The 24,005-nt window shown below is 69.0% G+C and carries 23 protein-coding genes and 2 pseudogenes; 8 read left to right on the top strand and 17 right to left on the bottom strand.

Annotated features, from left to right (window positions below; genetic code table 11):
- The first annotated feature begins 43 nt into the window (after nt 1-43).
- From lptE to lipA, 5 genes and pseudogenes are all read left to right on the top strand, one after another.
- Nucleotides 44-655, top strand: a complete 612-nt coding sequence (lptE, locus tag ACIGFL_RS16320; protein ID WP_397497866.1) for an LPS assembly lipoprotein LptE — start codon at nt 44-46, stop codon at nt 653-655.
- Nucleotides 656-713: 58 nt separating this feature from the next.
- A complete protein-coding gene (holA, locus tag ACIGFL_RS16315; protein ID WP_397497865.1) occupies nt 714-1,745 on the top strand; it encodes a DNA polymerase III subunit delta in 1,032 nt (343 codons plus the stop codon).
- Nucleotides 1,746-1,824: 79 nt separating this feature from the next.
- Nucleotides 1,825-1,974, top strand: a pseudogene (gene arfA, locus ACIGFL_RS16310) (alternative ribosome rescue factor ArfA); the annotation flags it as partial.
- Between the two features lie 80 nt (nt 1,975-2,054).
- On the top strand, nt 2,055-3,338 hold the full coding sequence (locus ACIGFL_RS16305) for a lytic murein transglycosylase (RefSeq protein ID WP_397497864.1): 1,284 nt from the start codon (nt 2,055-2,057) through the stop codon (nt 3,336-3,338).
- Between the two features lie 140 nt (nt 3,339-3,478).
- Nucleotides 3,479-4,531 (top strand): lipoyl synthase, encoded by a 1,053-nt coding sequence (lipA, locus tag ACIGFL_RS16300; protein WP_021441831.1) that lies wholly within the window; start codon nt 3,479-3,481, stop codon nt 4,529-4,531.
- A gap of 116 nt (nt 4,532-4,647) precedes the next feature.
- Here the strand turns inward: lipA and lipB are convergent, their stop codons facing one another.
- From lipB to ACIGFL_RS16245, 11 genes are all read right to left on the bottom strand, one after another.
- Nucleotides 4,648-5,265 carry a lipoyl(octanoyl) transferase LipB gene (lipB, locus tag ACIGFL_RS16295; protein WP_021441830.1) on the bottom strand — a complete coding sequence of 206 codons (618 nt, stop codon included), beginning with the start codon at nt 5,263-5,265 and terminating at the stop codon, nt 4,648-4,650.
- Nucleotides 5,265-5,543 carry a DUF493 domain-containing protein gene (locus ACIGFL_RS16290; RefSeq protein WP_397497863.1) on the bottom strand — a complete coding sequence of 93 codons (279 nt, stop codon included), beginning with the start codon at nt 5,541-5,543 and terminating at the stop codon, nt 5,265-5,267. Before ACIGFL_RS16290 ends, lipB begins: the two co-directional genes overlap by 1 nt.
- Before the next feature lie 54 nt (nt 5,544-5,597).
- A complete protein-coding gene (locus tag ACIGFL_RS16285; protein WP_021441828.1) occupies nt 5,598-6,761 on the bottom strand; it encodes a D-alanyl-D-alanine carboxypeptidase family protein in 1,164 nt (387 codons plus the stop codon).
- A 111-nt stretch (nt 6,762-6,872) separates the two neighbouring features.
- Nucleotides 6,873-7,886 carry a septal ring lytic transglycosylase RlpA family protein gene (locus ACIGFL_RS16280; RefSeq protein ID WP_021441827.1) on the bottom strand — a complete coding sequence of 338 codons (1,014 nt, stop codon included), beginning with the start codon at nt 7,884-7,886 and terminating at the stop codon, nt 6,873-6,875.
- Nucleotides 7,883-8,887: a lytic murein transglycosylase B gene (gene mltB, locus ACIGFL_RS16275; protein ID WP_397497999.1), complete on the bottom strand. Its 1,005-nt coding sequence runs from the start codon at nt 8,885-8,887 to the stop codon at nt 7,883-7,885. The genes ACIGFL_RS16280 and mltB overlap by 4 nt, the downstream gene beginning before the upstream one ends.
- Nucleotides 8,888-8,904: 17 nt before the next feature.
- The gene (rodA, locus tag ACIGFL_RS16270; RefSeq protein ID WP_177342862.1) at nt 8,905-10,008 is read right to left on the bottom strand and encodes a rod shape-determining protein RodA; all 1,104 of its coding nucleotides are present in this window, start codon (nt 10,006-10,008) and stop codon (nt 8,905-8,907) included.
- Nucleotides 10,009-10,046: 38 nt separating this feature from the next.
- The gene (gene mrdA, locus ACIGFL_RS16265) at nt 10,047-11,936 is read right to left on the bottom strand and encodes a penicillin-binding protein 2 (RefSeq protein WP_021441824.1); all 1,890 of its coding nucleotides are present in this window, start codon (nt 11,934-11,936) and stop codon (nt 10,047-10,049) included.
- Between the two features lie 14 nt (nt 11,937-11,950).
- Nucleotides 11,951-12,418, bottom strand: a complete 468-nt coding sequence (gene rlmH, locus ACIGFL_RS16260; RefSeq protein ID WP_021441823.1) for a 23S rRNA (pseudouridine(1915)-N(3))-methyltransferase RlmH — start codon at nt 12,416-12,418, stop codon at nt 11,951-11,953.
- A 9-nt stretch (nt 12,419-12,427) separates the two neighbouring features.
- The gene (rsfS, locus tag ACIGFL_RS16255; protein ID WP_031302530.1) at nt 12,428-12,781 is read right to left on the bottom strand and encodes a ribosome silencing factor; all 354 of its coding nucleotides are present in this window, start codon (nt 12,779-12,781) and stop codon (nt 12,428-12,430) included.
- Nucleotides 12,782-12,848: 67 nt separating this feature from the next.
- Nucleotides 12,849-13,526, bottom strand: coding sequence for a nicotinate-nucleotide adenylyltransferase (nadD, locus tag ACIGFL_RS16250; RefSeq protein WP_122108943.1), 678 nt, complete (start codon nt 13,524-13,526; stop codon nt 12,849-12,851).
- Nucleotides 13,526-14,791, bottom strand: a complete 1,266-nt coding sequence (locus ACIGFL_RS16245; RefSeq protein WP_397497862.1) for a glutamate-5-semialdehyde dehydrogenase — start codon at nt 14,789-14,791, stop codon at nt 13,526-13,528. The genes nadD and ACIGFL_RS16245 overlap by 1 nt, the downstream gene beginning before the upstream one ends.
- 302 nt (nt 14,792-15,093) lie before the next feature.
- On the opposite strand from ACIGFL_RS16245, the gene ACIGFL_RS16240 reads away from it, so the two are divergent.
- Nucleotides 15,094-16,323, top strand: a complete 1,230-nt coding sequence (locus ACIGFL_RS16240; RefSeq protein WP_397497861.1) for an alpha/beta fold hydrolase — start codon at nt 15,094-15,096, stop codon at nt 16,321-16,323.
- 40 nt (nt 16,324-16,363) lie between these two features.
- Here ACIGFL_RS16240 and ACIGFL_RS16235 read toward each other — a convergent pair whose 3' ends face one another.
- Entirely contained in the window at nt 16,364-17,218 is an 855-nt protein-coding gene (locus ACIGFL_RS16235; protein ID WP_397497860.1) for a class I SAM-dependent methyltransferase, read from the bottom strand.
- Nucleotides 17,219-17,283: 65 nt separating this feature from the next.
- Between ACIGFL_RS16235 and ACIGFL_RS16230 the strand changes: the two genes are divergently transcribed.
- Nucleotides 17,284-18,000: a DNA-3-methyladenine glycosylase gene (locus ACIGFL_RS16230; RefSeq protein WP_397497859.1), complete on the top strand. Its 717-nt coding sequence runs from the start codon at nt 17,284-17,286 to the stop codon at nt 17,998-18,000.
- On the top strand, nt 17,997-19,313 hold the full coding sequence (locus ACIGFL_RS16225; protein ID WP_397497858.1) for a bifunctional DedA family/phosphatase PAP2 family protein: 1,317 nt from the start codon (nt 17,997-17,999) through the stop codon (nt 19,311-19,313). The genes ACIGFL_RS16230 and ACIGFL_RS16225 overlap by 4 nt, the downstream gene beginning before the upstream one ends.
- Before the next feature lie 8 nt (nt 19,314-19,321).
- Here the strand turns inward: ACIGFL_RS16225 and ACIGFL_RS16220 are convergent, their stop codons facing one another.
- The 5 genes and pseudogenes from ACIGFL_RS16220 to pcaG all read right to left on the bottom strand — a co-directional run bounded on the left by ACIGFL_RS16220 (nt 19,322) and on the right by pcaG (nt 23,998).
- Nucleotides 19,322-20,050 (bottom strand): methyl-accepting chemotaxis protein, encoded by a 729-nt coding sequence (locus ACIGFL_RS16220; protein WP_371921471.1) that lies wholly within the window; start codon nt 20,048-20,050, stop codon nt 19,322-19,324.
- 135 nt (nt 20,051-20,185) lie between these two features.
- Nucleotides 20,186-21,208, bottom strand: a pseudogene (locus ACIGFL_RS16215) (cache domain-containing protein); the annotation flags it as partial.
- A gap of 234 nt (nt 21,209-21,442) precedes the next feature.
- The gene (locus ACIGFL_RS16210; protein ID WP_397497857.1) at nt 21,443-22,387 is read right to left on the bottom strand and encodes an AEC family transporter; all 945 of its coding nucleotides are present in this window, start codon (nt 22,385-22,387) and stop codon (nt 21,443-21,445) included.
- Complete coding sequence (zapE, locus tag ACIGFL_RS16205; RefSeq protein ID WP_397497856.1) at nt 22,381-23,400, bottom strand: cell division protein ZapE; 1,020 nt, start codon at nt 23,398-23,400, stop codon at nt 22,381-22,383. The genes ACIGFL_RS16210 and zapE overlap by 7 nt, the downstream gene beginning before the upstream one ends.
- Complete coding sequence (gene pcaG / locus ACIGFL_RS16200; RefSeq protein WP_397497855.1) at nt 23,390-23,998, bottom strand: protocatechuate 3,4-dioxygenase subunit alpha; 609 nt, start codon at nt 23,996-23,998, stop codon at nt 23,390-23,392. The genes zapE and pcaG overlap by 11 nt, the downstream gene beginning before the upstream one ends.
- Nucleotides 23,999-24,005 lie beyond the last annotated feature (7 nt).

Here is a 24,005-nt window from a genome sequence, read left to right as displayed (position 1 = left end):
GCCATTGCCGCACGGCGCCGGGAACCGCCAAGGGGATTTGATAATGATGAAACGGAATCTGCTGATCGTCGGCCTGGCCGCCCTGCTCAGCGCGTGCGGCTTCCAGCTGCGTGGCACCGGCGACGTACAGTTCGCCCTCAAGGAACTCAACGTCACCGCGCGCAACGCCTACGGCGAAACCGTGCAGCAACTGCGCGACGTACTCGAGAGCAACGACGTCAAGGTCTACGCCGGCGCGCCCTACACCCTGGTGCTGAGCAACGAGAGCGAAAACCGCCGCAGCGCCAGCTACACCAGCGGCGCCCGTACCGCCGAGTACGAACTGGTCATGGCCCTGGAGTACCAGATCCGCGGCGCGCAGAACCTGCTGCTGACCAGCAACCGCGTCGAGGTGCAGAACTACTACCAGCAGGACGACAACAACCTGACCGGTTCGGACCAGGAGGCCGCCCAGCTGCGCAACGAACTGCGTCGCGAGCTGATCCAGCAACTGGCGCAGAACCTGCAGCAGATCACCCCGGCCCAGCTCGATCAGCTGCAGCAGACCGCCGAGGCGCGCGCCAAGGCCGAGGCCGAAGCGCTGGAAGCCGCGCGCCGGGCACGCGAGGCCGAGGTCGCCCCGCAGCAGTCGCCGATCGAACTGCCGATCCAGTAAGGCCCCCGGGCCGCCGCCGCGGCCCGACGCCCTCCCCGCCTCCGATGACATCACCGCGATGAAGCTTGCCCCCGCGCAACTCGGCAAACACCTGCAAGGTTCGCTCGCGCCCGTCTACGCGGTCAGCGGCGACGAGCCGCTGCTGTGCCAGGAGGCCGCCGACGCCATCCGCAACGCCTGCCGCCAGCAGGGCTTCGCCGAACGTCAGGTGTTCAACGCCGAAGCCAACTTCGACTGGGGCAACCTGCTGCAGGCCGGCGCCAGCCTGTCGCTGTTCGCCGAAAAGCGCCTGCTGGAACTGCGCCTGCCGTCCGGCAAGCCTGGCGACAAGGGCACGGCCGCCCTGCTCGAATACCTCGCCCGGCCGCCGGAAGACACCGTGCTGCTGCTGAACCTGCCCAAGCTCGACGGCAGCACGCAGAAATCCAAGTGGGCCAAGGCGCTGATCGACGGCCAGGTGAGCCAGTTCGTGCAGATCTGGCCGGTGGACGCCAACCAGCTGCCGCAATGGATTCGCCAGCGCCTGGCCCAGGCGGGCCTCAGCGCCAGCGCCGATGCGGTGGAGATGATCGCCGCCCGGGTGGAAGGCAACCTGCTGGCCGCCGCCCAGGAAGTGGAGAAACTCAAGCTGCTCGCCGAAGGCAATCAGGTCGACGCCGAGACGGTGCAGGCGGCGGTGGCCGATAGTGCCCGTTTCGACGTCTTCGGCCTGATCGACTGCGCCCTGGCCGGCGATGCGGCGCACGCCCTGCGCATGCTCGAAGGGCTGCGCGGCGAAGGCGTGGAAACCCCGGTGATCCTCTGGGCGCTGGCGCGCGAGATTCGCCTGCTGGCCGGCATCGCCCACCAGCAGAGCCAGGGCATCCCGCTCGACAAGGCCTTCGCCAGCGCCCGCCCGCCGGTGTGGGACAAGCGCCGCCCGCTGGTTTCCAAAGCCCTGCAGCGGCACAGCAGCAAACGCTGGGGCCAGTTGCTGCAGCAGGCCCAGCAGATCGATGCACAGATCAAGGGCCAGGCCGCCGGCGACCCGTGGAGCAACCTGGCGCTGCTGACCCTGCAACTGGCCGGCCAGCGCCTGCGCCTCGACTAGCACCCTGCCTGGACATTTTCTGTACAGCGGCGCATAGTCCGCCACGCCTGCATCCACGCAGGTCTGCAGAGGAACCCGCATGAGCAAGAAAGCCGCAAAGCGGCCCAACCAGGCCAAATCCATCGTCGCCCAGCCCCTGTTCCGTTCCCGCCAGGAACGACCGCAGAAAGGCAAAGGCAGCTACCGCCGCGAAGCCTCCCAGCACAACTGGGAGGCTTCTTGCTTTATGGGCCGGGAAAATGCGTCGATGGCCCTGTTCGCGGCGTCGGCATGCTAAGGTAGCCGCCTGCAAAACGCTTCGAGATAGACATGTCGCACCATTTCCCGCGCCGTGCTCTGGCCACGGCCATGCACCTGCTGCCCCTGCTCCTGCTGACCGCCTGTGCCCAGGCACCGGCCGAGAACCTGCCCACCACGAGCAACGCCAGCGCCATGCTCGCCCCGATCCCGGCCGAGCCGATCGCGCAGCCCGCGCCGAGCTTCGCCGAATGGCGCCAGGCCCTGCGCGACGAAGCGCTGGCCGCCGGCATCGACGCCGCCCTGTTCGACCGCGTATTCGCCGCCATCAGCCCCGACCCGGCCGTGCTCAAGGCCGACAGCAGCCAGCCGGAATTCACCCGCCCGGTGTGGGAATACCTCGACGGCGCGGTGTCCGCCAGCCGCATCGGCCGCGGCCGCGTGCTGCTGGCCCAGCACAACGCCGTGCTGCAACGCATCGAGCGGCAATATGGCGTCGAAGCCCAGGTGCTGGTGGCGATCTGGGGCCTGGAGAGCAACTTCGGCAGCAATATCGGTAGCCACAGCGTGATCCGCTCCCTCGCCACCCTGGCCTTCGAGGGACGCCGCCAGGGCTTCTGGCGCAGCCAGCTGCTGGCCGCCCTGCAGATCCTGCAGCACGGCGACATCGCCGGCGAGCGCATGATCGGCTCCTGGGCCGGCGCCATGGGCCAGACCCAGTTCATGCCGACCACCTACAACCAGCACGCGGTGGACTTCGACGGCGACGGCAAGCGCGATCTGTGGAATTCCTCGAGCGACGCCCTGGCCTCCGCCGCCCACTACCTGCAGGCCTCGGGCTGGCAGCGCGGTCAGCCCTGGGGCTTCGAGGTGCGCCTGCCGGCCGGCTTCGACTACGCCCTGGCCGACCCGGAGCAGCGCCGCAGCCTGGCCGAATGGGCCGAACTCGGCGTCCGCCCGATCGCCCCGACCGGCGCCGCTGCCAGCGCCCGCGCCAACCTGCTGCTACCCGCCGGCCATCGCGGCCCGGCCTTCCTGCTGCTGGACAACTTCCGCAGCATCCTCAAGTACAACAATTCCACCTCCTACGCCCTGGCCATCGGCCTGCTCGCCGACAACCTGCTGCGCCCCACCGAAGTCCAGGGCAGCTGGCCGCGCGGCGAACGCCAGCTGGGCCGCAGCGAGCGCATCGAGCTGCAGGAACTGCTGGCGATGAACGGTTTCGACCCGGGTCCGGCCGACGGCATCATCGGCGCCAATACGCGCAAGGCGATCCGCGCCCTGCAGCTGCAGCTGAACTGGCCGGCGGACGGCTACCCCAACGAGGAACTGCTCAAGCAGTTGCGCGGCCGCTGAGCCGAGCTCCCCAGGGGGCGCCTGTTGCACCCTGGGGGTCGCGGATCGCCGGTCAGGGTTTGACCAAGGCCATCTGTGGTAGACTGCGCGGCGGCCACAAGCCCCCGCCTACGGAGCCTCTACCGGAGTCCAGATTTCCGATGTCAGACACATCCTCGCCCAAACCCGTTGCCAGCGGCGACAAATTCCGCACCGCTCAGGGCATCACCGCGATCAAGGATGGCCAGAAGCGCCGCGCCTCGGCCGAGCCCCAGGTGTTCGAGCCCAAGCCCAAGTGGCTGCGGGTCAAGGCGCCCGGCGGCAGCCGCTTCGAGGCGGTCAAGCGCAACGTCGGCGAACATCGCCTGAGCACCGTGTGCCAGGAATCGCACTGCCCGAACATGGGCGAGTGCTGGTCCAACGGTACCGCCACCATCATGCTGATGGGCTCGGTCTGCACCCGCGCCTGCCGCTTCTGCGCGGTGGACACCGGCAACCCGAACGGCTGGCTGGACCTGGAAGAGCCGCAGAACACCGCCAAGTCGGTGGAGCTGATGGCGCTGCGCTATATCGTGCTGACCTCGGTAGACCGCGACGACCTCGACGACGGCGGCGCCAGCCACTACGCCGCCTGCGTGCGGGCGATAAAGGACAATACCCCGCAGGTGGTGGTGGAAGCCCTGACCCCCGATTTCGACGGCGACCTGTCGGCCATCGAGAAGGTGGTGGACTCGGGCCTGGAGGTATTCGCGCAGAACGTCGAGACGGTCAAGCGCCTGACCCACGTGGTGCGCGACCCGCGCGCCGGCTACGAGAAGACCCTGGGCGTGCTGGCCCACGCCAAGCGCCACCGTCCGGACGTGCTGACCAAGACCAGCCTGATGCTCGGCCTGGGCGAGAGCGACGAAGAAGTCATCCAGACCATGGACGACCTGCGCGCCATCGGCGTGGACATCCTCACCCTCGGCCAGTACCTGCAGCCGACGCGCAACCACCTGAAGGTGCAGCGCTGGGTCAGCCCCGAGGAATTCAATCGGTTCCGCGATATCGGCCTGGCGAAAGGCTTCATGGAAGTCGCCGCCGGCCCGCTGGTGCGCTCCAGCTACCGCGCCGACCGGGTGTTCGAGAAGAACAACCTGGGTCTGGCCGCGCCGGTTCCGGTGCCTGGGCAGGAAGTCGATAGCAGCCTGATTCCGGCGCTGAATCTGAACTGAGCCAGCTCTTCACGACAAACGAAAGGGACGCCTCGGCGTCCCTTTTTCGTTGCTCAGAGCAGGGTGCGCCGTGCACACCACTGGCTCGAGGGCGGATTTTTCGGTGAACGCGCGACCTAGGAATATCCCAATCTATGGCGCAGCGCCTGCTCCAGGCGCTGCGCCACCTCGTCGAGCGCAGGTGGCGCGGCGAGCAGGTCGCGCATCTGCACCATCTTCAGCCCGGCGTAGCCGCAGGGGTTGATGCGCAGGAAGGGCGTCATGTCCATGTCGACGTTCAGCGCCAGGCCGTGGAAGGAGCAACCGCGGCTGACCCGCAGGCCCAGCGAGGCGATCTTGTCGCCGGCCACGTACACACCCGGCGCGTCGGCCTTAGGCGCCGCCGCGATGCCGTAGCCGGCCAGCACGTCCACCAGGCTCTGCTCCATGGCGGTGACCAGCTCGCGCACGCCCAGCTCGAGGCGGCGCAGATCCAGCATCAGGTAGGCCACCAGCTGGCCGGGGCCGTGGTAGGTGACCTGGCCGCCGCGCTCGACCTGGATCACCGGGATGTCGCCCGGCGCCAGCAGGTGCTCGGCCTTGCCGGCCTGGCCCTGGGTGAACACCTTGGGGTGCTGCAGCAACCAGATCTCATCCGGCGTCTGCGCATCGCGCTCGCTGGTCAGTCGACGCATGGCCTCCAGGGTCGGTTGATAGTCCACCAGCCCCAGACGGCGAACGACGAGCTCGGGCACTAGAGCACCATATGCACGCGGCCGGTGGCGCGCAGGTCGAGGTGGATGGCCTGCAGCTGCTCGACGCTGGTGGCGGTGATCAGCACCTGCACCGAGAGAAAGTTGCCGTTGCGGCTGTCGCGCATCACCAGGGTGGAGGCATCCAGATCCGGCGCATGGCGCTGGATCACTTCGATCACCAGATCGGAGAAGCCCTCGCCGGCGGTGCCGATCACCTTGATCGGGTAACGCTCGCAGGGGAATTCGATTTTCGGGGCTTGAACGTCGCTATCGGTCATGGCTTGTGCCCGTCCAGGAAAAGGGCCGCGCCGGGCTGGCGCGGCCGGGCGCTATCAGTTGAACAGGCCGAAGAAGAACAGACGGATGCTGTCCCACAGGCGGCGCAGCAGGCCACCTTCCTCGACGGCTTCCAGGGCCACCAGATCGGCGCTGTGCACCACCTGCTCGCCCAGTTTGACCTCGACCTTGCCGATCACGTCGCCCTGCTGGATGGGGGCGATCAGCTGCGGGTTGAGGGTCATGCCGGCCTGCAGTTTTTCCAGCTGGCCCTTGGGCAGGGTCAGGGTCAGGTCCTCGGCCAGACCGGCCTTGACCTGGCGGCTGGCGCCCTTCCACACGTCGGCCTGAGCCAGTTCGGCGCCCTTCTGGTAGAAGGTGCGGGTCTCGAAGAAGCGGAAGCCGTAGGTCAGCAGTTTCTGCACCTCGGCGGCGCGAGCCTGCTCGCTGACGGTGCCGAACACCGCGGCGATCAGGCGCTGGCCGTCGCGCACGGCGGAGGCGACCAGGCAGTAGCCGGCTTCTTCGGTGTGGCCGGTCTTCAGGCCGTCGACGGTCTTGTCGCGCCACAGCAGCAGGTTGCGGTTGGGCTGCTTGATGCCATTCCAGAGGAATTCCTTCTGCGCGTAGATGGCGTAGTGGGCCTGGTCCTCGAAGATGATGGCGCGGGCCAGCTTGGCCATGTCGTGGGCCGAGGAGTAGTGCTCCGGATCCGGCCAGCCGGTGGAGTTCATGAAGTGGCTGTTGGTCAGGCCGAGGCGCTGGCCATGGCTGTTCATCATGTCGGCGAAGGCCTCTTCGCTGCCGGCGATATGCTCGGCGATGGCCACGCTGGCGTCGTTGCCGGACTGGATGATGATGCCGTGCAGCAGGTCGTCGACCGAGACTTCCTTGCCCACCTCGATGAACATCTTCGAGCCGCCCATGCGCCAGGCCTTCTCGCTGATGCGCACCAGGTCGCTTTCCTTGATCTGGCCGCGATTGATCTCCAGGGTGGCGATATAGGCGGTCATCAGCTTGGTCAGGCTGGCCGGCGGCAGGCGCTGGTCGCCATTGTTCTCCACCAGCACGTTGCCGCTGGCGGCGTCCATCAGCACATAGGAGGTCGCCGCCAGTTGCGGCGGCGCCGGGATCACCTGCTGCTGGCTGGCCCAGGCGAGCGGCGCGGCCAGTAGGGTCAGGAACAGGGAAGCACGTTGCGCGAAGCTGGTGATATTCATCCGTCTCTCGAAAGTCGTTGCATGGGTGTTGAATGGCCCCGCAGGGCCTGCGCTCGATCCGCCGCAAGCGGCGGACCTGGGGTTAGTCCGGCAAATGCCGGTTAAGTGCCATCAATCGGCACGCACCAGGGTCGGCTGACCCAGGTTGGCCAGGCGCACGCTGCTCTGCAGCTGCTCAGCCTCGCCCTGGCTGCCGATCGGACCCAGGCGTACGCGATGGAGAATCTGCTGGTCGCGCACCACTGAGCTGATGAACACCGGGGCACTCACCGTCTGGCTCAGCTTGGCCTTGAGCAGCTCCGCAGCGTCCGGATTGGCGAAGGCTGCCACCTGGAGATACAGGCCAGAGGCTGCGAGTGAATCGTTTTTTTTTGCGTCGATCTGCACCGGCAGCACGGCCGCGGCGTGCTGCGCCGGCGGCGGCGAATACTGCTCGAGCACCTGCGGCAGCGGCTGGGCCACGGGCTGCGCCACGGCGGCCTTGGCCGGCTGGCTGCCCGCCAGCACCAGCGGTACCGGACGGCCCTGCTGCGCCCACCACTCGTGCGGGTCGATGCCCTCGACCTTGACCCGCGCGGTGCCCTTCTCGGCATAGCCGAGCTTCTTCGCCGCGGCGAAGGACAGGTCGATGATGCGGTCGGAGTAGAACGGCCCGCGGTCGTTGACCCGCAGGATCACCGTCTTGCCGTTCTCCAGGTTGGTCACCCGCACGTAGCTCGGCAGCGGCAGGGTCTTGTGCGCCGCGGTCATGCCGTACAAGTCGTAGGTCTCGCCGTTGGCGGTGGCCTGGCCGTGGAACTTGGTGCCGTACCAGGAGGCCGGGCCCACCGCCTGGTAGCGACGGGCGTCCTGGATCGGGTAGTACTGCTGGCCGAACACCACGTAGGGGCTGGCCTTGACCGGCCCGTAGTGCGGCATGGGGATGGCGTCGGGAATCCGCGACACGTCGACGTCCCACCAGGGCGCGCCGTCCTTGTGCGGGCGGTTGAAGTCGCCCGGCCCGGAAATCCCCGCCGGCGCGCTGGGCGTCGCCACGGTTTGCGGCGCCCGCTTCGACGAACAGCTCGCCAGCAGCAGCGCGGCGGCCACGCAGACGGCCAGCGGCAGCAGTTTGCAGCTGTTCATCGCTGCCCCCGCGCGTCGACCAAGAGTTCGGCAAGCTGGTTGACCGCCATGGCGTACATCACGCTGCGGTTGTAACGGGTGATGGTGAAGAAGTTGGGCAGGCCGAACCAGTATTCGTCGCCCTCGGCGCCCTCCAGGCGGAACGCGGTCACCGGCAAGTCGTCGGCCAGCGGATCCTGCGCCTGCCAACCCAGTGCGCGCAGCTCGGCGACCGTCTTCACCGGATCCAGGCCCTGGGTCAGGCCCTCGTCGACGCGCGCGCCGCTGACCTGGACGCGACTGGCCACCTGGCCGCCGGCCTGCCAGCCGTGGCGCTTGAAGTAGCTGGCGACGCTGCCGATGGCATCGGTCGGGTTGCTCCAGATATTGATATGGCCGTCGCCATCGAAATCCACCGCGTAGGCGCGGAAGCTGCTCGGCATGAACTGCGGCAGCCCCATGGCGCCGGCGTAGGAGCCCTTGAGGCTGATCGGGTCGACCTGCTCCTCGCGGGTCAGCATGAGGAATTCGCGCAGCTCCTTGCGGAAGAAGGGCGCGCGCGGTGGGTAGTCGAAGGCCAGGGTGGACAGCGCGTCCATCACCCGCCAGCTGCCGGTGTTGCCGCCGTAGAAGGTTTCCACGCCGATGATGGCGACGATGAACTGCGCCGGCACGCCGTACTCGGCCTCGGCCTTGTCCAGCGCGGCCTGGTGCTGGCGCCAGAAGTCGACGCCCTGGGCGATGCGCTTGTCGGTGATAAAGATCGGCCGGTAGTCCTTCCACGGCTTGACCTTCTCCGCCGGGCGCGAGATGGCGTCGAGAATCGCCTGCTTGCGCTCCACCTCGGCGAACAGAGCGAGCAGTTGCTCGCTGGCGAAACCGTAGTCGCGGGTCATTTCCTCGACGAACTCGGCCACCTGCGGCGAGCCGTCGTAATCGGCGGCCAGTGCCTGGGCGCCGGATACCCCCGCCAGGCCTATCCCCAAAAGCGTTCGAGCTGCCCAGCCGCGCAGTAGATGCATTGAATTCATTACCCCAATCAAACCTGTGCGATCCACTTTCTATGGGTGTGGATCGCCATCAAGACCCCAAAACCTGACAGTAGCGTCACCAGATGGGTTCCGCCGTAACTAATGAACGGCAGCGGCACCCCCACCACCGGCAACAGGCCGCTGACCATGCCGATGTTGACGAACACATAGACGAAGAAGGTCATGGTCAGCGCGCCCGCCAGCAGCTTGCCGAACAGCGTCTGCGCCTGGGCGGTGATCACCAGGCCGCGCGCGATCAGCAGCAGGTACAGCAGCAGCAGCAGGCAGACGCCGACCAGGCCGAACTCTTCGGCGAGCACGGCAATGATAAAGTCCGTATGGCTTTCCGGCAAAAAATCCAGGTGCGACTGGGTGCCCAGCAGCCAACCCTTGCCCAGCACGCCGCCGGAGCCGATGGCCGCCTTGGACTGGATGATGTTCCAGCCCGAGCCCAGCGGATCGCTCTCCGGGTTGAGGAAGGTCAGCACGCGGCGCTTCTGGTAGTCGTGCATGACGAAGTACCACATGCCCACCGCGATCGGCACCACCGCCGCCACCGCGCCGAGGATCCAGCGCCACTGCAGACCGGCCATGAACACCACGAAGGCGCCCGAGGCGAGGATCAGCAGCGAGGTGCCCAGGTCCGGCTGCTTGAGGATCAGCACGAAGGGCACGCCGATCATCGCCAGGCAGACGAGCACGTGCTTGGGCCGCGGCGGCAGGCTGCGCTTGGCCAAGTACCAGGCGACCGTCATCGGCATGATGATCTTGAGGATTTCCGAGGGCTGGAAGCGGATCACCCCGGGAATATTGATCCAGCGCGTGGCGCCCATGGCGGTGTGGCCCATCACCTCGACCACCACCAGCAGGCCGACGCCGCCCAGGTAGGCCAGCGGCACCCAGCGCGCCATGAAGCGCGGATCGAACTGGGCGATCACCAGCATGCCGGCCAGGCCGATGCCGAACGAGGTGGCCTGCTTGAGCAGCAGGTCGACGTTCTTGCCGCTGGCCGAATAGAGGATGAACAGGCTGCCGGCGCCGAGGATCAGCAACAGCAGCAGCAGCCAGCCGTCGATATGCAGACGCTGCAACAGGCCGGCCCGGCGGCGCAGCACGTCCTCGTCGGACAGGGTACGGTCGAAATTGCTCATCATCGTTGACTGACCTCGGCGCTCTGCGCCGGTGCGTATTCGGCCTTGAGCTGGCCGCCGTCGTCCAGCAGCCAGGCGTCCATCACCTGCTTGACCACCGGCGCCGCCACGCCGGAACCGGACTCGCCGTTCTCCACCATCACCGCCACGGCGATCTGCGGGTTCTGCGCCGGGGCGAAGGCGACGAACAGGGCGTGGTCGCGGTGGCGTTCCTGCAGCTTCTCGCGGTCGTACTTTTCGCCCTGCTTGATCGCCACCACCTGGGCCGTGCCGCTCTTGCCGGCGATGCGGTAGACCGAGCTGTCGCCGACCTTGCGCGCGGTGCCGCGGGCGCCGTGCAGCACCTGCTCCATGCCGCGGATGCCATAGTCCCAGAACTTCGCGTCGCGCAGGACGATGTCCGGCAGCGGGTTGGAATCGACCGGCAGCGCGCCATCGATGCTCTTGGCCAGGTGCGGGCGAATCCACTTGCCGCGGGTGGCCATCAGCGCGGTGGCCTGGGCCAGCTGCAGCGGCGTGGTCTGCATGTAGCCCTGGCCGATGCCGAGGATCAGCGTCTCGCCCGGGTACCAGGGCTGGCGGTAGCGCGCGCGCTTCCAGTCGCGCGACGGCATCAGCCCGGCGGTTTCCTCGAACATGTCCAGCGCCACGCGCTGGCCCAGGCCGAAGCGGCTCATATAGGCATGCATGCGGTCGACGCCCATCTTGTGCGCCAGGTCGTAGAAGTAGGTGTCGTTGGAGCGGGCGATGGCCAGTTCCAGGTCGACCCAGCCGTCGCCGCTGCGGTTCCAGTTGCGGTACTTGTGGCTGTGATTGGGCAACTGGTAGAAGCCCGGGTCGAATACCCGCGAGGTGGGCGTGACCACCCCGGCATCGAGGCCGGCCACCGCCACCATCGGCTTGATGGTCGAACCCGGCGGGTAGAGGCCGCGCAGCACGCGGTTGTACAGCGGCTGGTCGATGGAGTCGCGCAGCTCGCCATAGGCCTTGAAGCTGATGCCGGTGACGAAGGGGTTGGGGTCGAAGCTGGGCTGGCTGACCATCGCCAGCACCTCGCCGGTCTGCGGCTGGATCGCCACCACCGCGCCGCGGCGCCCACCCAGGGCGTGCTCGGCCGCCTCCTGCAGGCGCACGTCGAGGCTCAGCACTATGTCCTTGCCCGGCTTCGGGTCGATGCGGTTGAGCACCCGCAGCACCCGGCCGCGGGCGTTGGTCTCGACTTCCTCGTACCCCACCTCGCCGTGCAGCTCGTCCTCGTAGAACCGTTCGATGCCGGTCTTGCCGATATGGTGGGTGCCGGCATAGTCGGTGGGGTCGAGGCGCTTGAGCTCCTGCTCGTTGATCCGCCCGACATAGCCCACCGAATGGGCGAAATGCTCGCGCTGCGGGTAGTGGCGTACCAGTTGCGCCGCCACCTCGACGCCGGGCAGGCGGAACTGGTTGACCGCGATGCGGGCGATCTGCTCCTCGGACAGCTCGAACAGGATCGGCACCGGCTCGAACGGCCGCCGCCCCTGGCGCACGCGCTTCTCGAAGAGGGCGCGCTCGTCCGCCGACAGCTCCAGCACCTCGACCACCACGTCCAGCACCTGCTGCCAGTCGCCGGCGCGCTCGCGGGTCACGGTGAGGCTGAAGCTGGGGCGGTTGTCGGCGATGATCACGCCGTTGCGGTCGAAGATCAGCCCGCGGGTCGGCGGAATCGGCTGCACATGGATGCGGTTGTTCTCCGCCAGGGTGGTGTGATGCTCGTACTGCACCACCTGCAGGTAGTACATGCGCGCCACCAGCACGGCGCTCAGCAGCAGGATCGCGACGCCGCCGACCAGCACGCGCCGGCGCACCTGGCGGGCGTCCTTTTCGTGATCCTTGAGGCGAATCGGCTGCGGCATCGTGGCTTACTTGGTCACTTGTGGTACGGATGGCCGGACAGCACGGTCCAGGCCCGGTAGATCTGTTCGCCGAGCAGGATGCGCACCAGCGGGTGCGGCAGGGTCAGCGGCGATAGCGACCAGCGCTGCTCGCTGCGCGCGCAGACCTCCGGCGCCAGCCCTTCCGGGCCGCCGACCATGAGGTTGACGGTGCGCGCATCCAGGCGCCAGCGGTCCAGCTCGGCGGCCAACTGCTCGGTGCTCCACGGCTTGCCATGGACCTCGAGGGTGACAATGCGTTCGCCCGGCTGCACCTTGCTCAGCATCGCCTCGCCCTCCTGACGGATCAGACGGGCGACGTCGGCGTTCTTGCCGCGCGTGTTCAGCGGGATTTCCACCAGCTCCAGCGGCAACTCGGCCGGCAGGCGCTTGACGTACTCCTGCCAGCCCTCCTCGACCCAGCGCGGCATGCGCGAGCCGACGGCGATCAGCTTGATCCGCACGGTTCGCGCTTACTCGGCCGAGTGCTGGGCGCGGCTCTGCTCGGCGCCCTGCCACAGGCGCTCGAGGTCGTAGAACTGACGCGCGGTGGGCAGCATCACGTGGACGACGATGTCGCCCAGGTCGAGCAGGGCCCATTCGCCGCTGTCCAGGCCTTCGCTGCCGATCGGGCGCACGCCGCGCTCCTTGACCTTTTCCAGGACGTTGTCCACCAGCGCCTTGACCTGACGGCTGGAGCTACCGCTGGCGATCACCATGAAATCGGTGATGCTGGTCTTGTCCTTGACGTCGATCACGGTGATGTCGCTCGCCTTGATCTCTTCCAGCGCCGCGACGGCGATCTTGACCAGCTCGTCGCTGGGCATGCTGTGCTTCTTCATAAATGACTCGTTTGCCTCGTGTAATGGGACGCCTGCGCACATGCGCGACGCTTCAAGCATGCGGCGCAGAATACAAACCCTGCGCCTGGATATAGGCCAGTACTGCATCCGGCAGCAGAAAACGCGCCGATTTGCCGGCCGCCAGCAACTGGCGAATCTGCGTGGCCGACACCGCCAGCGGGGTCTGCCAGATGAAACTGATCTGCCCGCCCGGCCCCTGCAGGCTCAGCGGGTCGCTGACGCTGCGCGCCGCCAGCAGGTCGCGCAGCGCCTCCGGCGCCTCGCTGTCGGCATCCGGCCGCTGCAGCACCAGCAGGTGGCAGTGGTCGAGCAACTCCTGCCAACGGTGCCAGCTCGGCAGGCCGCAGAAGGCGTCCCAGCCGAGCAGGAGAAACAGCTGGTCGTGCGCGGCCAGCTCGCCACGCAGCGACTCCAGGGTGTCCACCGTGTACGACGGCTTGTCGCGCTTCAGCTCGCGGTCGTCGACCTTGAGCCGCGGCTCGCCGGCCACCGCCAGCTCGACCATGGCCAGACGCTGCTCGGCGCTCACCTGCGGCGCCTGGCGATGCGGCGGGCGCGCGCTGGGCACCAGGCGCAACTCGTCCAGGCCCATGAACTCGGTCACCTCCAGCGCCGCGCGCAGGTGGCCGATATGCACCGGATTGAAGGTGCCGCCGAGCAGGCCGATGCGTCGGGCAGCGCTGCCCCGGGCGTCGTCAGGCTTGGCCATCAGGTGCGAATATGTCCGTCGCCGAAGACCACGTACTTCTCGCTGGTCAGGCCCTCCAGGCCGACCGGACCGCGGGCGTGCAGCTTGTCGGTGGAGATGCCGATCTCCGCGCCCAGGCCGTACTCGAAACCATCGGCAAAGCGGGTCGAAGCGTTGACCATCACCGAGGCGGAGTCCACCTCGGTGAGAAAACGCCGCGCATCGCTGAAGTTCTCGGTGATGATGGCGTCGGTATGCTGCGAGCCATAGTGGTTGATGTGCTCGATGGCCCCCTCCAGCGAATCGACGACGCGAATCGCCAGGATCGGCGCGTTGTACTCGGCGAACCAGTCGTCCTCGCTGGCCACCAGCACGTCGCTGCCGAGCAGCTCGCGGGTGGCTGCGTCGCCACGCAGCTCGACGCCCTTGTCGCGGTAGATGGCGGCCAGCGGCGGCAGCACGCGGGCGGCGATATCCTTGTGCACCAGCAGGGTTTCCATGGCGTTGCACGGCGAATAGCGCTGGGTCTTGGCGTTGTCGCAGACGCGAATGGCCTTGTCGAGATCGGCAGCCACATCGACATAGACGTGGCAGACGCCGTCCAGATGCTTGATCACCGGCACCTTGGCATCACGACTGATGCGCTCGATCAGGCCCTTGCCGCCGCGCGGCACGATCACGTCGACGAATTCCGGCATGGCGATCAGCTCGCCCACTGCGGCGCGGTCGGTGGTTTCCACCACCTGCACGCAGGCGGCCGGCAGACCGGACTCGGCCAGGCCCTGCTGGATGCAGGCGGCGATGGCGCGGTTGGAGTGGATCGCCTCCGAGCCGCCACGCAGGATGGTGGCATTGCCGGACTTCAGGCACAGGCTGGCGGCGTCGATGGTCACATTGGGCCGCGACTCGTAGATGATGCCGATCACCCCCAGCGGTACGCGCATCTTGCCGACCTGGATGCCGGACGGCAGGTAGCGCATGTCACGGATCTCGCCGATCGGGTCGGGCAGGGTCGCCACCTGGCGCAGGCCTTCGATCATGCCGTCGATCACCGCCGGCGTCAGCGCCAGGCGGTCGAGCATGGCCGGCTCCAGGCCACTGGCGCGGCCGGCGGCCAGGTCCAATTCGTTGGCGGCGGAAAGCTCGGCGCGGGCGGCGTCGAGGGCGGCGGCGGCGGCCTGCAGGGCGCGGTTCTTCTGCGCGGTGCTGGCCCGGGCGAGCACCCGCGAAGCCTGGCGGGCGGCCTGGCCCAGGCGGGTCATGTAAGCGTGCACGGACTCGGTCATGGCGGCGGAGGTCTGGCAGTTGAAAAAAGGGGCTGATTATAGCGGGCTCGCGAGGCCGCGCCCAGCGGCGTCCGGTAAGCGGTAGACAAGCCGTTCGCCCGGCCCCCTCGGTAACGCCGCCAGGCCCCTGGCAGCGGGCCTGGCGGTGCGACGGTTACACCCGCCGGCACAGGCCGCCCGAAGGTTGGGTAAACAAAAACCGGCGCAATGTTTACCTTCAAGCTCAGGTTTTGTCCGACAAGATCGCGCCGGCGCAGTGTGCCGCCCGCTTGAGAACAAGAAAAATCGCCGGAGTGCATACCATGCGTTACCGCACCGACTACAGCGCCGCCCTGCTCGCCAGCCCGCCCGCGATCCTGGCCATCGGCGACTGGCGCCTGCACTACCAGGCCTATTCGAGCCGCGAGCAGGACGCCCGCGCGCCGGTGCTGCTGCTCGGCGGCGCCTTCCAGAGCTTTCGCTCCTTCGCCGCCGAGGTCGACGAGCTGCTCGCCGCCCACCCGGTGATCCTGCTCGACCTGCCCAGCCAGGGCGGCAACCTGCAGCTGGCGCCGGAACTGGGCCTGGAGCAGCTGGCCGACCTGATCGCCGCCTTCGCCGAACAACTGCAGCTGCCGCCGCTGATGCCCATCGGCCTGTCCTACGGCTCGGCGCTGGCCGCACTGTTCGCCGCGCGCCATCCGCAGCGCTGCGCGCGCCTGCTGCTGGCCGGCATCACCGCGTTCGGCCGGCCCGGCGCGCGACTGCTGCTGGAAGAGAGCCTGGCCCTGCTCGACGAGGGCCGCGCCGGCGAATTCGCCCAGGGCGCGCTGACCGGCCTGCTCAACCCGCTGCACCTGGACGACACCGGCATCGCGCCGGTATTTCGCAAGGCCCTGCTGCGGCAGATCCAGCGCCTGAGCCCGGCCGAAGTCGAGCGCTACCGGCAGAACAGCCGGCGCCTGCTGGCCTTCCAGGGCTTTGCCCGCCACCCGCAGTGCCCGACCCTGGTGCTGGCCGGCGAACACGACCATTTCACCCAACCCTGGGAGCACGCCCACTTCGCCGCGGCCTGCGCCCAGGGCGAATGCGCCCTGGTGCACCAGGCCGACCACCTCGCCCAGTTCGAACGGCGCGAGGCCTGCGCCGCGCTCTATCGCCCCTTCCTCGGCGAGCGCCCGCTGCCGGCCCGCAGCCCGGGCAGCACGCGGTTGCCGCGCGAGCGGCTGCTGAGCCTGGACAAGCGCTGCGAACCGCGCCTGGCGCCGCGCCAGCGCCAGGCCGTGCTGCGCCATGCCGACGGCCTGCGTTGGCCGGTGGAGCTGAGCGAGCTGGGCTTCTTCGGCGGCCTGCTGCAGGCCGACCTGCCGCCCGAGCTGCCCGACCGCGGCTGGCAGCTGCTGGCCGGCGAACTGCCGGCGCAGCCGCTGTTGCCGCTGCGCCGCGACGCCCGGGGCCTGGCCTTCGTCTTCCCGCACACCGACGCCGCGGCCAGCCAGGCGCTGGCCGCGCTGATCCACCCCGCTCCGCTGCCGGCAGCCGCCTGCGCCTAGCCCGGATGCAATCCGGGCTAGGTAAGCCCCTCGGGCCGCCCTACACCTGCGCCTGAATCACCCGCACCAGCCCGGGCACCCGCGCCGGCGGCAGGCCGAGGCTGAGCGCATCGGCGCTGGGGTCGAAGACCTGCACCGTGGCGAAACCGCAACGCTGGAAGCCCGCCACTATCTCGCCATGATCGCGGTAATGCAGCGGGTAGCTGCCACGGGTCAGCCGGCCGATCAGCTCGACGCCCCAGCGCAGCTGGCGATAGCGCGGATGCTCGCGCAGGTCCGGGTACAGCTCGGTCAGGTAGGTGGCGCCGGCGAAACCGCGCAGCTCAATGGCCAGGCGGCTCCAGAAGCCTTCGATCAGCGCCAGCGGAAAGTAGTTGACCAGCCCCTCGGTGATCACCAGCACCGGCTGCCGGCGATCCAGCTCGGCGAACAGCGCGGCCAGGCTGTGACGGCCCTGCTCGGCGAGGATATCCACCGCGCGCACCTGGTGCTCGCCACCCAGCCAGCCCTCGCCGTGCAGCAGCAGGCGCTTGCGCGCGGCCATGGCCGGCAGGTCCGCCTCGACATAACGCAGCTGCGGATAACGCGCGCAGAAGCGCCGGCCGCGCGGCGACAGGCCGCAGGCGATTTCCACCACCTGGCGCACACCGCCCTGCTCGATGGCGGCGGTGAGCTGCGCATCGATCTGCAGGTGGCGCTGCAGCAGGAAGGCCTCGATATCCAGGCCGAAGCCCACCCGTGCGCCCCAGGTAACGGGCCACAACAGCTTGTGCACGAAACGGCCGAAGGCGGTGACGAAGGCCGGCTCGGCCAGGCGGTGGCGGTACCAGACGTAACCGGTGTAGTGCGCGGACGGGCTGATATGGGCGCTGCTGGCACGGCTGCGTTCAGGCATTTTTAAGGCTCTTATTGTTATGCTCGCGGCCCAGCCTAAGCCGCCGCGAGCCCCTACGACAGCCCATGCCCACCGAACCCACCCTTAGTTTGCCCTGGCCGCAGGCCCGCCCGCTGGCCGACGCCTTCTTCGACCGCGATGCCCAGCTGGTGGCGCGCGAGCTGCTCGGCAAGGTGATCCGCCACCGCGTCGGCGCGCTCTGGCTCAGCGCACGGATCATCGAGACCGAGGCCTATTACCTGGTCGACAAGGGCAGCCACGCCTCGCTCGGCTACACCGAGAAACGCAAGGCGCTGTTCGCAGATGGTGGGCACATCTACATGTATTACGCGCGCGGCGGCGACTCGTTGAACTTCAGCGCCCATGGGCCGGGCAACGCGGTGCTGATCAAATCCGCGCTGCCCTGGCTGGATGCCGTCAGCGGAGAGCCGGCGCTGGCGGCGATGCAGCGCAACAACCCGGCCAGCGACGGCTCGCCGCGCCCGCCGCAGCGTCTGTGCGCCGGCCAAACCCTGCTGTGCAAGGCACTGGGCCTCAAGGTGGCGGACTGGGACGCGCGCCGCTTCGACCCGCAGCGCCTGTTCGTCGAGGATGTCGGCGAGCGGCCGCAGCGCATCGTGCAGTGCGCGCGCCTGGGCATCCCCCAGGGCCGCGACGAACACCTGCCCTACCGCTTCGTCGATGCCGCCTTCGCCCGCCACTGCACGCGCAACCCGCTGCGCCGCGGCCAGGTCGAAGGCCAGGATTACCGCCTGCTGCCGAACGCAGGAGACGCGCCATGAGCGCCTGGCTGGAACACCTCACCGACTGGCTGGGCGGCAACCCCGAGTGGCTGGGACTGGCCATCTTCCTCATCGCCCTGTTCGAGTGCCTGGCCCTGGTCGGCATCCTCCTGCCCGGCGTGCTGCTGCTGTTCAGCGTCGCCCTGCTGGCCGGCAGCGGCGTGCTGACGCTGTGGCAGACCCTGCTGCTGGCCTATGCCGGCGGCCTGTGCGGCGACCTGCTGTCGTACAGCCTCGGCCGCCGCTTCAAAGAGGACATCCCACGCCTGCCGCTGCTGCGCCGCCACCCGGAGTGGGTGCTGCGCGCCGAGCTGTATTTCCAGCGCTACGGCATGGCCAGCCTGCTGGTGGGGCGCTTTATCGGCCCGTTGCGCCCGATGCTGCCGCTGGCCGCCGGCATGCTCGGCATGCCGCTGCCGCGTTTTATCGCCATCAGCCTGCTGGCCGCCGCCGGCTGGGCGGTGGCCTACCTGCTGCCCGGCTGGGCCACCGGCGCCGCACTGCGCCTGCCGATGGCCGAGGGCTTCTGGAGCGAGGCGGCGATTCTGCTGGCCGGCATCGGCCTGATCCTGCTGCTGACGGTGCAGGCCAGCCTGGCCGAGAAGCGCTACGCCTGCCTGCTCGGCGGCGGCCTGAGCCTGCTCCTGCTGCTGGCCCTGATGCTCGGCTGGCCGCACCTGGACGCCCTCGACCAGGGCTTGATGACCCTGGTGCAGGAGCAGCGCCAGGCCCATCTGGACGCGACCATGGTGCTGCTCACCCGGCTCGGCGACCTGCGCACCCAGCTGGCCGCCGCCATCCTGCTGTGCGGCCTGCTGCTGCTCGCCCGGCAGTGGCGGCCGGCACTGTTCGCCGGCGCCACCCTGCTGTGCACCGCGCTGGCCAACGGCGCGCTGAAGAACGGCTTCGCCCGCGCCCGTCCGGACATCCTCAGCGAACCGCTGACCAGCTTCAGTTTCCCCAGCGGGCACAGCTCGGCGGCCTTCGCCTTTTTCCTGGTGCTCGGCGTGCTGGCCGGCCGCGGCCAGGGCGCGCGGCTGCGCCTGGCCTGGCTGCTGTTGGCCAGCCTGCCGGCGCTGGCCATCGCCCTGTCGCGGGTCTACCTCGGCGTGCACTGGCCCAGCGACATCATCGCCGGCGCCCTGCTGGCCTGCGCCGTGTGCGGCCTGAGCCTGGCCGCCAGCCAGCGCCGGCAGACGCTGACGGCGCTACCGGCGCGGCTCTGGTGGCTGCTGCTGCCGGCCTGCCTGGCGCTGCTCGGCGGCATGGCCACCTGGCACCTGTCCGCCGCCGTGCTGCGCTACAGCTACTAGAGAGGCCGCTACAGGCGGAACTTGCCCATCTGCCCGGCCAGGTCGTCGGCCAGGCGGCTGAGGGTCTGGCAGTCCTCGCGGCAGGCGCGCACCTCGCCGGCGGTGGCGTGGGCCAGGTCGGCGATGCCCTGCACGTTGCGGTTGATCTCCTCGGTCACCGAACTCTGCTCCTCGGTGGCCGCCGCCACCTGGGTGTTCATGTCGCTGATCGCCTCCACCTGCGCAGTGATGGCGCCGAGCGACTGACCGGTGCGCTGGCTGGCCTCGACCCCGGTGCCGGTGGCTGCCTGGCCGGCGTGCATCGAGCTGACCGCGGCCTCGGCGCCGTGCTTGAGGCGCTGGATCATCTGCTGGATCTCGTCGGTGGAGGCCTGGGTGCGGCTGGCCAGGGTGCGCACCTCGTCGGCCACCACGGCGAAGCCGCGGCCCATCTCGCCGGCGCGCGCCGCCTCGATGGCGGCGTTCAGCGCCAGCAGGTTGGTCTGCTCGGAGATGCCGCGGATCACCGCCAGCACCTGGTCGATGGACGCCACCTGCTCGGCCAGCTCGGCCACCGCGCCGGCGGCGGTGCCGATATCGGCGGACATCTGCTCAATATGGCCGATGGACTGGCGCACCACCTGGCGCGCCTGCTGCGCCTCGTCGCGGGCGCTGTGCGAGGACTGCGCGGCGCTGCTGGCGTTGCGCGCGATCTCCTGCACGGTCAGGCCCATCTCGTGCACCGCGGTGGCCACCATGTCGGTCATTTCCTGCTGCTGGCCGGCACGCCCGGCGGTGTTCTCCACCACCTGGGCGACCTGGCCGACAGCGCCGCGCAGGCGCTCGCTGGTGGCCAGCACCTCGCCGATCAGCTCGCGCTGGCTGGCCAGGAAGCGGTTGAAGCCACGCGCCAGGTCGCCCAGCTCGTCGCCACGCGACTCGTCGAGACGGCGGGTCAGGTCGCCGCCGCCGCCACCGATTTCGACCAGTGCCTGGGTCACCTGGCGGATCGGCCGCACCAGGCCGCGCGCCAGCAGCACCACCAGACCGAGGAACAGCAGCGCCACGGCGACGCCGATCAGGCTGGTCAGCAGCAGCGCCTGGCGCGCCTCGGCGTAGATTTCCGCCTCCGGCACCTCGCTGACCAGCAACCAGTCGAGGCTGGCGAACTTCTGCGCCACCGCCAGGAAGGCCTCGCCGTCGCGCTCGAAACGCACCGCGCGGCCGTCGCCGAGCAGCACCTGGCGCGCCGCCTCGGCACCGAACAGCTGCTCCAGCTGGCCGCTGCCGCTGAGCTCGGAGCGCGGATGCACCTTGACCCCGCCCTGGCCGTCGACCAGGAACACCTGGCCGCGCTCGCCGAAGCGGAACTCGCTGATCATCTTCGACATGTCCGCCAGGTCGTAGCCCAGGCCGGACACGCCGAGGGTCTTGCCGCCCTGCTTGATGCGCTGGTTGATGAACAGGGTCGGCTGGCGCGTGCCCTTGTCGATGTCGATTTCCAGCACCCGGTCGCGATCGCCGTCGACCAGGCGATAGAACCACTGGTTCTCCGCCTGGCTGCGGTCGAGGGTGCGCATCAGCCCCTCGCCGGTGGTGTAGTTGCCGCTGGCCAGGCCGACGATGGAGGTGGTCATGGCGTTCTGCTGGGCGCGCACGCCCTCCAGGTAGCGGGCGAACTCGTCGCGCCGCGCCTCGTCCTCGCCGGCCGCCAGCCAGTCCTGCACCAGACTGTTCTCGGCGATCGAGGCGTTGGCGGTGATCGGCGCGGTGAGCACCCGCTCGAGGTCGTTGCGGATCGCCAGCACCCGCGCCGGCAAGGCCTCCTCCACCAGGTAGCGTTCGGTCAGGCGATCGACCACCGCCGAGTAGATGCCGACCACGATGAGGATGCTGGTCAGCAGGGCGGCGCCCATGCTGAGGATCAACTGCCACTGAATGCTGCGTTGCCAGAGGCGCATGGGGAGTCTCCCGCTTATTGTTGGAATCAGGACGAGCGACTGGATACAGAATTGTTCACAATTTGTAAATCCATGACCGCTGACCGGCGTATCGGCAACGCCGCGCCAAGCTTGATCGCCGCCCGGCGCTTAGCCGACAGCCGCGCAGCGGGCGGCGCACCCTGCGCGCCCCGTTGGGCTTCGCTGCGCTCAGCGCCAACCTACCAGCGTCAGCAGCGCCAGCAGGCCGCTGATGCTGAAGAAGGCCAGCACCGTGGCCGCCACCAGGGCCGCGGCGCAGCGCTCCTCGAGGCCGAAGCGCTGGCCAAGGATGGGGTAGATGCTCATCATCGGCGCGCTGGCGAACAGCAGCCCGGCCACCATCAGCTGCGGCTCCACCCCCGGCAGCAGGAGGAAGGCCGCCAGCAGCGCCAGCGGATGCAGGATCAGCTTGCCCAGCGCGGCCTGGGTCACGTCCGCCGCCATGCCGCGGGTCTTCAGGCCGTACAGGCTGCCGCCGATAACGAACAGCGCCACCGGCGCCGAGGCGCTGGCGAGCATGTCCACCACCTTGAGCGGCACGGCCGGCAGGCGGATCTGCAGCAACGACAGCAGCAGGCCGAGGCCGATGGCCAGGATCAGCGGGTTGCGCGCCAGGCGCAGGCCGGTTTCGCGCACCAGCGCCCAGCCGCCGTTGCCGCGCTGCGCGCCGGCTTCGGCCAGGGCGAGGGCCAGCGGGATCAGCAGCAGGTTCTCCACCAGCATGCCGAGGGCCATGGCTACCGCCGCGGTCTGGCCAAGCACCATCACCGCAATCGGGTAGCCGATAAAACCGCTGTTGGACACCGACATGCCCATGGCCAGGATGGCGCTGGCCGACTGGCCCTGCCCGCGCCACCAGCGCGCCACGGCGAAACCGGCGGCGAACAGGCTCAGCGAGGCCAGCGCGTAGGCGGCCAGATAAGGCCAGTTGAGCACCTCGTCGAGGCGCCGCTCGGTCAGCGCCTTGAGCAGCAGCGCCGGCAGGGCGAAGTTGATCACCAAGACGCCGAGGCCGCGCATCTGCTCGCGACTGAGCAGGCCGCCGCGCACCGAGAGAAACCCCAGGCCGATAAGGATGAAGATCGGCGCAGTGATCCCCAGCACCGTCAGCATGCCAGGCGCTCCGGGCTTTCCACGCGCAGCTGCGCCAGGCGCGAGCGGGTGCGGGCGAAGTCGAGGTGGCCGACGCCGGCGCACAGCGCCGCCAGGCTGGCCTCGCCCTGCAGCCAGAGCTCGATGCCGGCGTCGTAGGCGATATCGACGAAGTTGACCAGGCGCTGCTGCTCGTCCGCCGAGCAGCGCCCGAGCGGCGGCAATTCGCCGACGGCGATACGGGCGAAACGCCGGCACAGCTCCAGGTAGTCGGCGCTGGCCAGCGGCTGGCGGCACAGCGCGGCGAAGTCCAGCCACAGGCCGCGCTCGTCCGCCGCCCAGGCCGTCAGGCTACGCCGCCCCAGCGCCACCTGCTGCGCCGCCGCGCGCCAGCCCAGGCAGGCGCCGAACAGAGCGCCCGAGCCCTGCAGGTAACGCCCCCAATGCCGCGTGCTCAGCGGGCGGTAATCGGGGCCGTCGTCCAGGCGCAGCACCAGGCAATGGCGCTGCAGCAGCTCGGCGAAGGGCTTGAAACGGCTGTGGTAGAGCGGATTGGGGCAGAGTCCGTCGGGCGCGTAGTTGGAACTCAACAGCAGGATGCAGTCCAGGCTCAGCAGGTGTTGCAGCAGGCGCCCGAGGAGGATCGCATCGCCGATGTCGTGCACGTGGAACTCGTCGAGGCAGAACAGCTGCGTCTCGCTCGCCAGCGCCGCGGCCACCCGCCGCAGCGGATCGGCCTGCCCGCCGTGGGTCAGCGCACGTCGCTGCACCTCCTGCAGCAACGCGTGCACATGCAGGCGCCGCTTGGCTGCGACCGGCGCGGCCTGGAACAGGGCGTCGAGCAGCAGGCTCTTGCCGCGCCCGACGCCGCCCCACAGGTAGGCACCGGCGGGCCGGCGCAGCCAGGCAGACGGCCGCAGGCGCGCCTGCAGCCAGTCGCCCAGGCGCGCCAGCATGCGCGTCTGGGCCTCATCCAGTTGCAGGCCGCGCGCCTCGATCAGGCGAACGGCCTGCGCGGTCAGCTCAGAAGTCAAAGAACACGGTCTCGCCTTCGCCCTGGATGCGGATATCGAAGCGGTAGGCCGGCTTGCCGTCCACCTCGCAGCGTTTGGCGATCAGCGTCTCGCGGCGCTGCGGCTGCTCGATCAGATTGAGCACCGGGTCCTTGGCGTTGGCCTCGGCCTCGTCTTCGAAGTACAGCCGGGTGTTGAGGTGGATATTGATGCCGCGGGCGAACAGCGCGACGTTGACGTGCGGCGCCATCGCCACGCCGGCGGTGTTGCGCACCACGCCGGGCTTGACCGTGTAGGCGGTCCACTCGCTGCCGGCATCGAAGGTGGTGGCGGTACGACCGAAGCCGTTGAACGCTTTGGACTGGTCGTAAGCCTCGTCGTACTGGCCCTGGTGGTCGGCCTGCCACAGCTCGAGGAAGGCGTCGCGCACCAGGTGGCCGTTGCCGTCGTAGACGTGGCCGAGCAGCACGATGTGCTGGCCCGGCGCATCGGACCCCGCCATCTGGTTCCAGATTTCCTGTTCGCGGGTCGGGTTGCCGGCCGCGGCCAGGGCCAGGCCGATGTGCACGTAGGGGCCGGCGGTTTGTGAAGGGGTTTCCGGCAGCAATTCAACAGGCATGGTCATC

The organism is Pseudomonas sp. NPDC077649, assembly GCF_044542855.1.
GTDB lineage: Bacteria > Pseudomonadota > Gammaproteobacteria > Pseudomonadales > Pseudomonadaceae > Aquipseudomonas.
The sequence above is the reverse complement of the archived record's forward strand: the minus strand, read 5'-3'. Positions and strand labels throughout refer to the sequence as shown.